The 12889-nt window shown below is 67.9% G+C and carries 11 protein-coding genes; 4 read left to right on the forward strand and 7 right to left on the reverse strand.

Annotated features, from left to right (window positions below; all coding sequences use genetic code 11):
• Window positions 1–284: 284 nt before the first annotated feature.
• Window positions 285–1499, reverse strand: a complete 1215-nt coding sequence (locus GY812_04390; protein ID MCP4434725.1) for an aromatic ring-hydroxylating dioxygenase subunit alpha — start codon at window positions 1497–1499, stop codon at window positions 285–287.
• A complete protein-coding gene (locus GY812_04395; protein MCP4434726.1) occupies window positions 1499–2371 on the reverse strand; it encodes a hypothetical protein in 873 nt (290 codons plus the stop codon). Before GY812_04395 ends, GY812_04390 begins: the two co-directional genes overlap by 1 nt.
• Window positions 2372–2478: 107 nt before the next feature.
• Here GY812_04395 and GY812_04400 point away from each other — a divergent pair, with 107 nt between their 5' ends.
• The 3 genes from GY812_04400 (at window position 2479) to GY812_04410 (ending at window position 5576) form a co-directional block, all read left to right on the forward strand.
• Window positions 2479–4176 (forward strand): carotenoid oxygenase, encoded by a 1698-nt coding sequence (locus GY812_04400; protein ID MCP4434727.1) that lies wholly within the window; start codon window positions 2479–2481, stop codon window positions 4174–4176.
• Between the two features lie 69 nt (window positions 4177–4245).
• Window positions 4246–4803, forward strand: a complete 558-nt coding sequence (locus GY812_04405) for an RNA polymerase sigma factor (protein MCP4434728.1) — start codon at window positions 4246–4248, stop codon at window positions 4801–4803.
• The gene (locus GY812_04410) at window positions 4800–5576 is read left to right on the forward strand and encodes a methylated-DNA--[protein]-cysteine S-methyltransferase (GenBank protein MCP4434729.1); all 777 of its coding nucleotides are present in this window, start codon (window positions 4800–4802) and stop codon (window positions 5574–5576) included. Before GY812_04405 ends, GY812_04410 begins: the two co-directional genes overlap by 4 nt.
• 10 nt (window positions 5577–5586) lie before the next feature.
• Here GY812_04410 and GY812_04415 read toward each other — a convergent pair whose 3' ends face one another.
• From GY812_04415 to GY812_04425, 3 genes are read right to left on the reverse strand one after another with little or no spacing between them, the layout of a single operon-like run.
• The gene (locus GY812_04415) at window positions 5587–5991 is read right to left on the reverse strand and encodes a carboxymuconolactone decarboxylase family protein (GenBank protein MCP4434730.1); all 405 of its coding nucleotides are present in this window, start codon (window positions 5989–5991) and stop codon (window positions 5587–5589) included.
• Between the two features lies 1 nt (window position 5992).
• The gene (locus tag GY812_04420) at window positions 5993–7069 is read right to left on the reverse strand and encodes a DMT family transporter (GenBank protein MCP4434731.1); all 1077 of its coding nucleotides are present in this window, start codon (window positions 7067–7069) and stop codon (window positions 5993–5995) included.
• 4 nt (window positions 7070–7073) lie between these two features.
• Complete coding sequence (locus tag GY812_04425) at window positions 7074–8531, reverse strand: 9-cis-epoxycarotenoid dioxygenase (protein ID MCP4434732.1); 1458 nt, start codon at window positions 8529–8531, stop codon at window positions 7074–7076.
• A 117-nt stretch (window positions 8532–8648) separates the two neighbouring features.
• Here GY812_04425 and GY812_04430 point away from each other — a divergent pair, with 117 nt between their 5' ends.
• The gene (locus GY812_04430; GenBank protein MCP4434733.1) at window positions 8649–9551 is read left to right on the forward strand and encodes a ribokinase; all 903 of its coding nucleotides are present in this window, start codon (window positions 8649–8651) and stop codon (window positions 9549–9551) included.
• A 1-nt stretch (window position 9552) separates the two neighbouring features.
• Here GY812_04430 and GY812_04435 read toward each other — a convergent pair whose 3' ends face one another.
• Window positions 9553–11142 (reverse strand): AMP-binding protein, encoded by a 1590-nt coding sequence (locus GY812_04435; GenBank protein ID MCP4434734.1) that lies wholly within the window; start codon window positions 11140–11142, stop codon window positions 9553–9555.
• Window positions 11143–11155: 13 nt separating this feature from the next.
• Window positions 11156–12871 (reverse strand): amidohydrolase family protein, encoded by a 1716-nt coding sequence (locus tag GY812_04440; protein MCP4434735.1) that lies wholly within the window; start codon window positions 12869–12871, stop codon window positions 11156–11158.
• Between the last annotated feature and the right edge of the window lie 18 nt (window positions 12872–12889).

A 12889-nucleotide genomic window follows, 5' to 3' on the forward strand; every position in this document is an offset into this window, starting at 1 on the left:
TCAAGGCGTGTCGACGCGGTCCCGCGCCGTCGGCCGCCGCGTGTGCACGAGCGGGGTGAGTCACCACGCACGCCACTCTGGAGTCAGGCTGGTGTGCTCGCTGACTCCAGTTCCCTTCTCGAGTCGCTCCGCGTCGGTGTGACGCTCAGCTCCTCGGGGAATGAGGATGAGTGGCTCGGCACAGGGCGGCCGGGTGAGGCCGAGTGGCTCGGCACAGGGCGGCCGGGTGAGGCCGAGTGACGCTGGCGGCGACTGGGCGCGGGTGCGGGCGCGGGTCGTTGGGGTCAGTAGTCCTCGACGAAGCGGTCGAGGGCGTCGGACACGGCCAGGCCTTCGGGTACGTCGGCCTCGCCGATGGCCAGGTCGACCGAGCGGTGGAAGTGGTGGATCAGGCGCTCGTGCCAGCCGATCTGGAACGGCCGGGCCCCGGGCGACGACACCGACTCCTGGATCGGACCCATGTTGGCGGTGTCCTGGGCCATGACGGTCTCGAACAGCTGCATGCGCATGGCGTGCTCGTCGGGCACGTCGTCGCCGGCCCACTCGGGGGCGTACCAGCGCAGCTCGAGCTCGGTCTTGTCGAGCCCGCGTGGCCACATGCACAGCCAGGTGAAGGCGCCGGTGTCCATCGGCACCACGAGGTTGGGGAAGACGGCGAACGAGGTGGAGGTCTGCCGCCACAGCTCCGGCACCCGCGGATTGTCGTTCTCCTCCGACACCATCGGCATGTCGCGCAGCTCTTCCTTCTTCTCCACATTGAGGCGGCCATGGCCGTTGGGGAGCATCGCGAAGGTGACCGACTGGTCGTTGTAGAGCAGTGCTGCGTTGTCCGGATGGATGGTGCGTATGTGGTACACCTCGGAGAACGCGTCGACCATGAGCTTCCAGTTGCAGTTGAGTTCGTAGGTCTGCGTGCCGACGAGCCGCTGGTTGGGTCCGTCGATCTCCACCATCTGCTCCGCCAGCGGGCCGAGGAAGTCGAGCAGCGGCTCGGCGTTCTCGTCCTCGTTGAGGAAGATGAACCCCTCCCATGTCTCGCAGCGCACGGGGACGAGGCCGAGTTCTTCTCGGTTGATGTCCGTGAAGCTGCGCTCGTCGGGCACGGCCTTGAGTTCGCCGTCGGTGCCGTATGACCACGAGTGGTACTGGCAGGTGAGCCGCTTCGCGGTTCCGCACTCGTCGCGGGTCACGGGTGCTCCGCGGTGCCGGCATGCGTTGTAGAAGGCACGTACCTGCCCGTCCTCACCTCGCACGATCACGATCGGTGCCCCGGTGTGGGTGAACAGCCGGTAGGAGCCCGGATCGGGTAGTTCCGACTCGTGACCGGCGAACACCCAGGTGCGCCCGAACACGCGCTCCATCTCGAGGTCGTACATGGCCTGCTCGGTGTAGCGGCCGGTCGGGATCGTCGGGATCGGAATCGCCTCGTCGAGCGGCGACGTACGAGCCTTCTCGACCTCCATCTGCTCTCGGATCCTGGTCTCGAGTGCTGCGTCCATCAGGTTCTCCCTCTTTGCGAGTTGTGGTCGTTGGGCCGAAGGCGGTCGAGATTCTCCCACGGCGCCATGGTCAGGCTGATCTCGTCCTCGAAGACCAGTACGTGCACCGGCTCAGGTTCCAGGAGCTCGGCCCACGGTGTGTTGTCCTCGAGTTCGTAGCACTCCGGCTCCACCCGCCGCTTGCGCGGGTCGTGCATGCCGGCGTCGTACCAGGTGCGGTCACACATGCCGTTGCACCAGTAGATGAAGTCGTTGGCGGCGGCCCATTCGGCGTGCGGGCTGACCCGCGGGGCGAGGCGGTCGAGGTCGTCGCCCTCGGGCATCTCGATCGTGCAGCGCAGCGCCTCGGGGTCGTCGCCCACCTGGGTCACGATCTGGCTGCCGGTGCGTGCGTGCTGGACCGTGCTCTTCGGGGTGATGATGTCGACTGGGTCCATGGACAGCTCGGAGGACCGGGCATCGAACACGAGGTAGCGCGGGATGCCGGCGCTGTCGGCCACGAAGACCGACCATTCGGCGCGCAACCCGGTGGCGATGCCTCCGACCTCGTAGTAGTTGCAGGTGATGAGGTACTCGGGCTCGTCGCCGTCGAGGCATCTGATCCGAGTGGGTGGCATGTCCGGTGGCAGCGAGAGCGCGTCCGGCAGGTCGGCCACCCGGTCGGCCTTGACCTTCCACACCACGTAGACCGACGGCGGCTCGGCCTTGACGATGAACTCCATCAGCGGCTGTTGCCTGCCGAGGGCGATCAGGATCGCTTCCCGAAACGCCATGCCGGAGTAGAGGAACCGCTTGACCGCCTTGCGGCCGCGCAGGCCGTCCTCGGTGAGCGGCTTGTACAGCGCGCTGAAGCGGTTGGCCGAGGTTCTCACAGATTCGTTCGTCGCTCCGGTGGACACTGGCTCAGATCCTCTGGTAAACACCGTTAACCAACCTAGTCGAAACCATTTGGGGGATAACCATGCCAGTTCCGGGTTGCATGAACTCAGCGCCGCACAAGGATTTCGAGCTGGAAGTCGTTTCCGGCGAGTGGCCCGACGACATCAGCGGCGACGTGGTGTGGTCGAGCCCGAACAACTCCCACAACCTGCCGTACGCGATCTTCGACTGGGGTGCGATCGTTCGCCTGTCGCTCGAGCCCGGCAAGCGAGGCGCCGCGGATGGTCGCTTCAGATGGGACCACAAGGTCATCCAGAGCCCCGGAAAGCGCCTGTATGACCGTCACTCGGACCAGTTCAGCACCGGCGCGCTCGGTTGGGTCTCGCCCTTCGGTGCTCCCAACTGCGCCAACACCGCGCCGCTGCCCTGGGGAGACCGCCTCTACACCACGTGGGACGCCGGCCGTCCGGTCGAGCTGGATCCGGTGACCATGGAGTTCATCGCAGAGGTCGGCCACGTCGACTCCTGGGGTGGCCAGTCCATGGACATGCCCGGCATCCACCCGTTCCTGTTCTCCTCGGCGCACCCGGTCGCCGATCCCGAGCGCCACTGCCTGTGGACCGTGAAGATGAGCCCCGTGTTCGAACCGACGTTCGGCATGCAGCCCGCCGTCGTGCAGTGGGACCGCGACGGCACCACCGTGAAGTACTGGCCACTTGACGGCATCAGCTTCGGTGGCTCCGTGCACACGCTCAGCCAGACCCGCGACTGGGTGATCCTGTGTGACTCCGGCAACTTCAAGGCCGACCCCGACGAGATGCTCGGCGGCGAGCGCACCGTGACCACCGACGACGAGGTGCCCGTGTGGCTGGTTCGCAAGGACGCCCTCGAAGGGCTGCCCTCGGGCACTCCGATCAAGCCCCACTGCTTCACCATGTCGCCGCCCAACGGGCACTACTACGCCCGCTACGACGACACCGACGGCATCTCGGTGGTCTGGGAGGGCATGGACCTCATGGACCTCGCCCTCTACATGAAGCCCGACGACAACGACGTCAACGGCAACCCCGTCGACCCCGCCGCGATCGGCCTCTACAACATGGCGATGGCACCCGAGACGATCACAGAGATCACCTTCGAGCCTGAGACCGGCAAGGTGCTCGAGCAGGGCATCTACAAGGAGGACTGGACCTTCAACCTCCAGCTCTCCGGCATGGACTGGAGCCTCGAAGGCCTCAACAAGCCGTCCCTGCACCACGTCACCTACCAGGGCTGCCGGCCCGGCAACATCTCCGAGCGCGCAGCCAAGATGTACGAGGGCCGCATCGACCTCGACCAGGTCCGCGAGGAGACCCCGGGCGTCCTTGCCACCTTCGAGCGGGGCAGCATGGAGCTCAAGAGCCGCTGGGAGTACAAGGACACCAGCGACCACATCACCTCGCCCACCTTCGCGCCGCGCGATGCCGGCAAGCCGACCTCTGACACCTACGAGGGCACGAACGCCGGTGGCCACGACGGCTACGTCGTGCAGCCGGTCCTCTCCGACGGAGGCATCCGCGTCGACCTGTTCGACGCAGCCAACGTGGGCGCCGGCCCGATCGCCACGCTGAAGGGCACCAACAACGAGACCGTGCCGGTGATCCTCCACTCGGCCTGGATGCCGCAGCTGTCGGGCCGTGCCGATGCCGACCGCCTGCGATTCGCCGACGAACTCAGCGACGAGGCGATGGCGACCGTGCCCCAGGAGTTCCACTCCTCGATCCACGAGGTCGCCGCGGAGTGTGACGAGCTGCTCTGACCTGGCGGCCCGAGGGGCCAATTCAGCAGATCCTGCAACCGATTGCCCCTGTGCGGTGTTCTATTGGGTGTGAGCACGCGCGTGGGCCGACGACTGGCCACCGACCTCGAAGGCGGGTTCGTCGACCTTGTCGACGCCCACGGGTCCATGGTGTTGTCGATCGGTGCGCGCCTGGGTGATCCCCAGGCTGCCGAGGACGTGCTGCAGGACACGTTCCTGCGGGCGTGGCGTGCCTTCGAGTCCGGCAGCACGGATCCCACGGACGTCGACCTGCGGCCCTGGCTAGCGACCATTGCGCTCAACCTGGTGCGCAACGAGAGACGCCGGCGCGGCCGCAAGCCCGTTGGTGAACTGTCCGATGACACTGCGCGTGCGATCGGGTCCGACGGCCCAGGTCCCGAGCAAGAGGCCATGGAGTCGATCGGTGGCAGTCCGCTCGTGGCGGCGCTGCGCTCCCTGCCCGACGTCCAGCGTGAAGCCGTGGTGTTGCGCCATGTCGTCGGCCTGAGCACTGGCGAAACGGCCGAGGCCATGGATTGCCCACAGGGAACCCTGAAGTCCCACCTCTCGCGGGGTCTGGCCGACCTGCGGACCCAACTTGCCCACCAGCAGACGGAGGAACCATGAGCAACAGCGATCCGGTACTCGAAGGGCTGCGGGGCCTTGCGGTGGCCATGACGGACGAGCTGCGCGACTCGGTGCTTGACGGTGTCGGTCTGGCCGACAACCACTGCGTGCTCGACAGCGAGATCGGCGAGGTCCGCGTGGCCTTCAACCGACACGGGGTCTCGTTCCTGAGCGACGCCACCGACCCCGAGGAATTCGCCCGGCGCTTCGCTGACCGACTTGGTGGCCGACCGCTGGGTGCAGAGGCGTCGCCTCCGAAGGGATTGACGGCAGCACTGCGCACCGGACGCGGGCGTGCCGTGGACGCCGACCTGCGGACCATGTCCGACTTCCAGCGGCTCGTGCTGCAGGCGGCGCGGGGCATCCCGGTGGGGGAGGTGCGCCCGTATTCGTGGGTAGCCCAGCGGATCGGGCGACCGAATGCCGTCCGAGCGGTCGGCTCGGCGCTCGGGGCCAACCCGGTTCCGATCCTGATTCCCTGCCACCGGGTGATCCGTTCCGATGGTGCTACCGGGCAGTACCTGTTCGGCAGCGACACCAAGGACGCACTCCTGCGCGACGAGGGCGCGAACCTCGACGAGGTCCGGGACCTGCACGCACGCGGCTACCGCTACGTGGGCAGCGACAGGACCGGCATCTTCTGTGACCCGAGCTGCCACTCGGCGCGTCGCATCACCGAGTCGGACCGTGTCCTGCTGCGCGGCCAGGATGCCGCAGAGTCAGCCGGCATGCGTCCCTGCAAGCACTGCCAGCCCGTTCCCGCCGCGGCATAGCCGACAGGCGTCAGGAGGCTGCTGACTCGTAGTCGCTGATCGCCTCCTCGGTGGGGCCGATCAGGCTGGCAACGTTGGGGTAGCCGGCGTAGGGGGCGAGCATGATCAGGCACTCGCGGAGCTCGTCTGGGGTCAGCTCGCCGCGCTTGAGCGCCGCGGTTGACTGGATCTTCCAGGTGTCGGGCTCGCCGCGTGCTGCGATGACTCCCATGATGAGCAGTCGACGCGAGTCGATGGAGAGCACGTCGCGGTCCCACACCTCGGCGAAGAGGCTCCTCATCATCACGTCGTAGAAGGCCATCGTGCCCTCTGGCAGGTCGACGACGTCGCCTGCGTAGACCTTGCGGATCATCTCCTGTCCCCGCTCGTACTGCGACGGCCCGTCGCCGGCGCCTGTTGTGCTGTCGTCGGCCATGTCAGCTCCCGTCGGATTCGCGGCCGGCATCCGGCGCGGCCGCCTCGGCGGGAACGTTACGGTCCGCGCCACCGGTCCTGCGAGCGCGCCCGCTCACAGCCACGAACATCCCGGCCACGACGAGTGCGCCGCCGAGCAGTTCCGTGCCGCTCGGCAGTTCCGAGAGCAGCATCCAGCCGAAGCCGAGGGCAAGCACGGGGGCGAAGAGTCCCATGAGGGTGCTGGTGGCTGCGGGAATGAAGTGGGCGGAGTGCATCATCATCAGCCGCCCGAGGAACGGGCCACATGCGGCGGCCGCTGCGGCGAGCCCGATGACAGCGATGGGCAGGCCCATCGCGCCGACGAGCGCGCCGGGCACCAGGGCCACGATCGCGGCGGCGATCCACAGACGCAGCGCGTTGACCACCACGGGGTGGATGCGCTCGATCCAGCGGCGGGTGATGACCTGCATGGATCCGAAGCAGGCCGCGGAGCCCAGCCCCCACAGCACCGCAACCCCTGCCGAGGCGCCGCCGACCCCCTGCATCACCGCCAGGCCGAGGAGCGCGAGCAGAGCCCCGCCCAGGAATCGCCGGCCCACCTTCTCACCCAACCAGATGCGCGCCAGCAGCGCAGCAAACAACACCTGCATCTGGATGAGCAACTGGGCGATCGACACCTCGAGGCGCGTGATCGCCTCGCTGGCGGTCCAGTTGGCCACTGCGGCTATCAGTCCCAACAGGATCCCGACGCCGATGGTCAGCTGCATCGATGTTGCACGGGCCATCGCCGGCTGCTCGGTCCGGAGCGGATCAGCGGCCTCCACATCCACCTCGGCCAGGCCACCCACGCTGTCGACCGGCTCGCGGTCGTTTCCCCGAATCGCGGAGAAGATGCTGCCGAAGGTATTCAGGATGGCCGCGGAGACCAGGAGTGCGACGACCACGTATTCGGGCTCGGCGCGGTCGGTCGCGACCTTGTAGGGGATGACGCCCATGGCGCTACCCACTGCGGCGCCGAATGCGAGGAGCAGGCCCCAGGTGACGGGGTCGGTCGGACGCAGCCTGGCCGGGGCGCCGGTGCGGTCGGTGCTCGGCACCCGCTCAGCTGCCGAGCTTCAACCCGGGCATCCAGGAGCCGTGGAAGCCCTCGGGTACCCGCTGGGGCATCTGGATGCGGGCAACCGGGCCGGCGGCGAGGTCGCCTGCGGACAGGATGATCAGTTCTGCGGCGTAGTTGACCTTGTCGTGCATGAAGCCCATCACGTACCCGTCTTCCTCGCGGTCCGAGGCCGGGTTGGGTGCGTAGGTGAACTCGGTGACGTCGCCACGGCCGGCCACGGAGAACACGTCTTCTTCGCCGGTTTCGAAGTCGAATCGCACCACCCGGTTCATGAGGTCGGGGCGGGTGCGCTCGAGGCCCATCTCGGTGCCGAGCATGTAGGCGTATCGGTAGTCCCGGCCCATCCTGTCGGGGTGCACGATCGGGAACTCGACGTTGCGGTCGTGCACCTGCTCGTTTCGCACGTCGCCGCCGGCCGCCAGGGGGATCACGTAGCGATTCATGCGGGCGATCGGTCCGCCGCCGTCCTCCGCTGCCACGTCATCCTCCACCGAGTCGGCACGGCAGCCGTCGATCACGATCTCGCCGCCGCGCTCGTAGGCGTTCGAGAAGTGGAAGACCCACCCGAGGTCGGCTTCGAACCACTTCGCCTCGGAGGCGCCGCCGTCGCGGGGCACCACTATGAACTGGGCGCCGTTCTCGGGTCGCCATGTCATGGCCGGCCCGCCGTGCTGGATGGCGTGCATCACGTCCCAGACCGCCGGGGCGTAGAGGAACACCGCGTAGTTCTCGGTGATCATGAAGTCGTGCATCATCACCGGTGCCGGTACCTCGATCTCCTCCTTCACCACGAGGCGGCCCGAGGCGTCGACCTTGTAGTAGGTGAGAAACGGTGGCAGCGGCCGGTAGGCGAAGCCGAACATCTCACCGGTGTGCGTGTCGATGTGCGGGTGTGCGGTGAAGGCACCCTTGAGCTGGCCGTCGAAGTTGTACTCGCCCACCGTGTCGAGCGAAGCGGTGATCTCGGTGGGCTTGCCGGCCTCGTAGAGCGCCAGGATCTTCTCCGCGTGGCGCACCACGTGGATGTTGGCCATGTTCTTGCCACGGCCGACGCGCTCCATGGCCTCCTCGTCGGGCGGGTTGACGTCCTGCATGCCACCCCACACCGCGTGGCCCTTCTCGCGCTCGTAGAGCAGGCCCTTGCCGAGGATCCACCGGTTGCGGTAGCTGGCGACACCATCCTGCAGGCCGACTGCGTGGATCATCCCGTCGCCGTCGAACAGGTGGTAGCGCCCCCGTGGCTCGAACTGCTGGTTGGAGCCATTGCGCATGTAGGTGCCGTCGAGCTCGGTGGGAATCCGGCCTTCGATGACTTCGCATCGGTCGACGGTGAGCTCGGTGGTGATCGGGATCATGTTCCCGCTCAGGTACGGATTCTCGCCGATCTGTTCCCAGTCGAGGTCTGTAGTCGGCTCTACCGGTGTCGCCTGGTCTGTCATCTCACCCTCGTTGCCTGGTCGCGCAATGTGCAGGATCAGAAGTTAACAACGTTCATCCCGGGCGCCCAGCGCGACTGGTCACGTTCCTGCACAGCTCGAGTGTGATTGGGTGGGCCGATGGCGATTCTGAACTACGGCTCGCTCAACGTCGACCACACCTACCACGTGCCTCACCTTGTCCGCCCCGGCGAAACCATCTCGGCAACCACGTTCGACGTGGCCCCCGGTGGAAAGGGAGCCAACCAGTCGGCCGCGGCCGCGCTGGCGAGTGCGTCAGTGACCCACATCGGTCAGGTGGCTGAGGGCGGCCGCTTCCTCATCGACGAGTTGTCGGCGCGCGGCGTCGACACCAGCGGAATCCGGCTGGGCGATGTGCCGACCGGCCGGGCGATCATCCAGGTTGACGACGCGGCCGAGAATTCGATCGTGCTCTTCAGCGGCGCCAACCGCGCGTTCGCACCGGGCGACGTGGACAGCGCACTGGATTCGGCGTTCGAACGGTTGCCCGGCGAGGAGAGTGCCGGTGGCCATGTGTTGCTGTTGCAGAACGAGGTGGCGCACGTCGGCCACGCAATCGCAACGGGCCATGAACGCGGGCTCTCGGTGTGTCTGAATCCCGCACCGATGACTCCGGCCGTGGCGGACTATCCACTCGAGCTGGTCGACACACTCGTGGTCAACGAGGTCGAGGGCGCCGCCCTTGTGGGTGGTGAGGCAAACGAGGAGATCTTCGAGAACCTCGTTGCTGCCTATCCGCATGCCGCCGTGATCCTGACCGTGGGCGCCGACGGTGTGTACGCAGCGCAGGGCGCCGAGGTGGTCAGGGTCGAGGCCGAACGCGTGGAAGTGGTGGACACGACGGGGGCGGGTGACACATTCATCGGCTACTACCTCGCCCGCCGCCAGGTCGGCGACGGCTTCGAGGGTGCGCTGCGGATCGCCAACCATGCAGCGGCCCTGGCTGTCGGCCGCCAGGGGGCGATGCCCTCGATCCCAGCACTCGCGGAGGTCCTGGCCTGATTCAGCGGAGGTGTTCGCGGACCTGGCGACGGTGGAGCTTGCCGTTGTCGCCGCGGGGGAGTGACTCGGTCATCCGGATCTCCGAGGGGCACTTGAAGCCAGCCAGGTGTTCGGCGCAGTGCGCCGCCAGTTCGTCCAAGAGGTCATCTGGTGCCGTGGCTCCGGCGGCATCATTCAGCTCGACCACTGCCAACACCCGCTCGCCGAGGTCTTCGTCGGCCACTCCGAGGACTGCCGCGTCGCGCACCGCCGGGTGGGTCAGCAGCACGGCCTCGGTCTCGGCGGGGTACACGTTTACCCCGCCTCGCAGGATCAGGTCATCCGACCGGTCGGTGACGAACAGCCAGCCGTCGTCGTCGAGGTAGCCGATGTCGCCGACGGTGAAGTACCCGCCCCTTCGCGCCCGCTCGGTCTTGTCGGGGTCGTTGAGGTACTCGAAGTCGGCGCCTTCCACCCGAACGATCTGGATCTCACCGGCGATGCCGGGCGCGCACTCGACACCGTCGTCATCCGCGATGCGCACGTGGTTGGCCGCCGGGGGCTGGCCGACGCTGCCCGGGTGCTCCAGCCATTCCTTGGGACCTATCGAGGCAGCGGCGCCTTCGGTGGCGGCGTAGTACTCCCAGATCACCGGGCCGAACCAGTCCAGCATGGCTGCCTTGGTGGCAGGCGGGCAGGGGGCGGCCCCGTGCAGCACATAGGTGAGCGATGACACATCGGCTGCAGCCCGCTCCGCATCGGGCAGTTGGAGCAAGCGGTGGAACATCGTGGGCACCATGTGCGTGTGGGTGATGCGGTGCCGCTCGATCAGCCGCAGCGCCTCGGAGGCGTCCCAGCGGTCCATCAGCACGACCCCTACTCCCGAAGCCAGCGGGGCGAGCAGGCTGAAGCTCATCGGACCACCGTGGTGCAACGGTCCGGTGCAAAGGTTGCGCTGGCCGGTGCCGGCAGCGTACTTCGGGGCGTCGGTGATGGCCTTCAGTCCCGTCGAGTAGTTGGTGGGCCTCACCACGCCCTTGGGGAACCCGGTGGTGCCCGATGTGTAGAGCATCCGCGTGCCCGCGGAAGGGTCCTCGATGTCGTCACCCGGCTGGCCGGCGAGCAGGTCCTCCCAGGGTTCGAATCCAGCGGGCGGAGATGTGTCGTCGGTGCCGATGGCGATGCGTGCCCTCAACGTGTCGCACCGGGCCGCCGTTTCGACAGGCAGGTCTCCCAGTGCGGCGTCCGCGATCAGTGCGGTGGCGCCGCAGTCGCCCACGATGTGCGCCGCCTCCGCGGGGGTCAGGTGCCAGTTGACCGGAGTCCAGCGCAGGCCACCGCGCAAGCATCCCTGCACGGCCTCCACCATCTCGACGCGGTTGCGGCACATGATCGCCACCGAGTCGCCCGGCTCCACACCGCGGGCCCGAAGGACTCGCACCATCGCATTGGCGTTCGCGTTCAGCTCTGCGAACGTACGGTCGCCTCCGGGGGAGGTGACTGCCGGCTCGTCGCCGATCACCTGAGCCCAGAGCGCAACCGACATGCCGACACCTGCGGCCTCGGTGCGCTCCTCCAGCGTCGGCATTCGGACCCCGGGCGTGTCGGCCATAGTTCGTCCGTTCTCAGCCGGCGCCGTTGGCATGCCTGGCGGTGCCACCACGGAGCAGCCTGCCGGGCAGGTCCCCGCCCTCGGGAATGCGGTCGCCCTCGGAGTCCCGCAGCATGGTGCCGTTGACGATCACGGCATCCACGCCGACCGGGTCGGCCAGCAGGCGCTCCGCCCCGCCGGGAAGGTCGGCGACGCGTCGCAGCGGCTTGTGGCCCACCGTTTCTGGATCGAATACCACCACGTCGGCCGGTCGCCCCTCGGCCAGTACGCCGCGGTCTGCGAGTCCGACCAGTTCGGCGGGCCGCTGGGTGAGTGCGTGCACGGCCGCCTCGAGCGGCAGCGCTCCCTCGTCGCGCACCCAGTGGCCGAGCAGGTGGGTCGACCAGCAGGCATCGCATAGCTGGTCGGCGTGTGCGCCGGCGTCGGAGAGCGTGATCACCGTGTGCGGGTCCTGGATGAGGTCGCGCACTTCCTCCTGGTCGTGGTTGAGGAAGGCGAAGCGGAACCGCGTGGTGAGGTCGGACTCCAGGGCGAGGTCGAGCGCCAGGTCTTCGGGGTCCACACCCCGCTCGGCGGCGAGTTCCTCGAGCCCCCGCTCCTCGATCGACGGGTCGGGGTCGTGGCGCGAAACCAGTGCGCGCTTGGCCCACCCGGCGTTGACGTTCTTGGCATCGGGCGCCGACTCGGCACGGAACCGTTCCCGGAACGCAGGATCGGCGTAGGCCTCGGCCTTGGCGGCCCGGTCGGCGTTGCGAACCTCTCCGAAGCAGTCGAGCAGCTCGAACGGGTACGGCTCGTCGAAGCGAAAGTCGAACATGATCGGCCGGCAGGCCACCTGCGGCACGATGCGGAGTCCGTCTGCCTGCTGGGCCGCTGCGGTCTCGAGGTAGCCGTGGTGCTTGCCCTTGCCGGTCATCCCGGCCAGCAGCGCCGTCCATGTGATCGTGATGTCGTGACGCCTGGCCAAGTCTTCGAACTCCTCATTGAACAAGCCCCGGCCCATCGCTGCCTGCAGGAACCGGGCACCCTCGCCTGACACCGCCCCCACGAGCGCGTCGACCTCGTCGAAGTCGGCGAGCCGACTCGGCACCGGCTTGCCGCCGTGGCCGTGGTGGGTGGCAGCAACAGAGGTGCTGAACCCGATTGCCCCGGCCTGCACCGCTTCCCGGGCGAGGTCCGCCATCTCGGCCACTTCGGCCTCGTTGGCGGTGCGCTCGGTGGAGTCGGCGCCCATCACCCAGAGGCGCAGGGGTGTGTGGCCGACGAGCGCAGCCACGTTGATGGCGGTGCCTCCGGATTCGAGCGCGTCGAGGTACTCCGGGAAGGTCACGAACGGCCACTGCTCGCCGAGCCCGGCCGACAGCGCCTCGAACGACATGCCCTCGACCTTCTCGAGCGTGCGCATCGCAGTGTTGCGGTTCTCGGGCCGCATGGGTGCGATTCCGAACCCACAGTTGCCCACGATCGCGGTGGTCACCCCGTGCCAGGGCGAGCAGGTGAAGCGGTTGTCCCACATCGCCTGCGCGTCGTAGTGAGTGTGGATGTCGACGAACCCCGGGCACACGACCCTGCCAGTGGCGTCGATCTCCTCGGTGGCCGTGCCGTCGAGGTCCTCGCCGATCGCAGCCACCCGTGCATCGCGGATTGCCACGTCCGCGGCGTAGCCGGGTGCGCCGGTGCCATCGACCACGGTGCCCCCGCGGATCAGCATGTCGAACTGTTCGCTCATGGCTGTCTGCCCATTGCG

It is taken from the genome of Actinomycetes bacterium (assembly GCA_024222295.1).
Lineage (GTDB): Bacteria > Actinomycetota > Acidimicrobiia > Acidimicrobiales > Microtrichaceae > JAAEPF01.

Bases quoted from the DNA above. Each gene is read 5' to 3' on its own strand.
- GY812_04400 (MCP4434727.1), top strand. From the start codon at position 2,479: ATGAACTCAGCGCCGCACAAGGATTTCGAGCTGGAAGTCGTTTCCGGC.
- GY812_04415 (MCP4434730.1), bottom strand. From the start codon at position 5,991: ATGGCCGACGACAGCACAACAGGCGCCGGCGACGGGCCGTCGCAGTAC.
- GY812_04430 (MCP4434733.1), top strand. From the start codon at position 8,649: ATGGCGATTCTGAACTACGGCTCGCTCAACGTCGACCACACCTACCAC.
- GY812_04410 (MCP4434729.1), top strand. From the start codon at position 4,800: ATGAGCAACAGCGATCCGGTACTCGAAGGGCTGCGGGGCCTTGCGGTG.
- GY812_04440 (MCP4434735.1), bottom strand. From the start codon at position 12,871: ATGAGCGAACAGTTCGACATGCTGATCCGCGGGGGCACCGTGGTCGAT.
- GY812_04435 (MCP4434734.1), bottom strand. From the start codon at position 11,142: ATGGCCGACACGCCCGGGGTCCGAATGCCGACGCTGGAGGAGCGCACC.
- GY812_04390 (MCP4434725.1), bottom strand. From the start codon at position 1,499: ATGGACGCAGCACTCGAGACCAGGATCCGAGAGCAGATGGAGGTCGAG.
- GY812_04425 (MCP4434732.1), bottom strand. From the start codon at position 8,531: ATGACAGACCAGGCGACACCGGTAGAGCCGACTACAGACCTCGACTGG.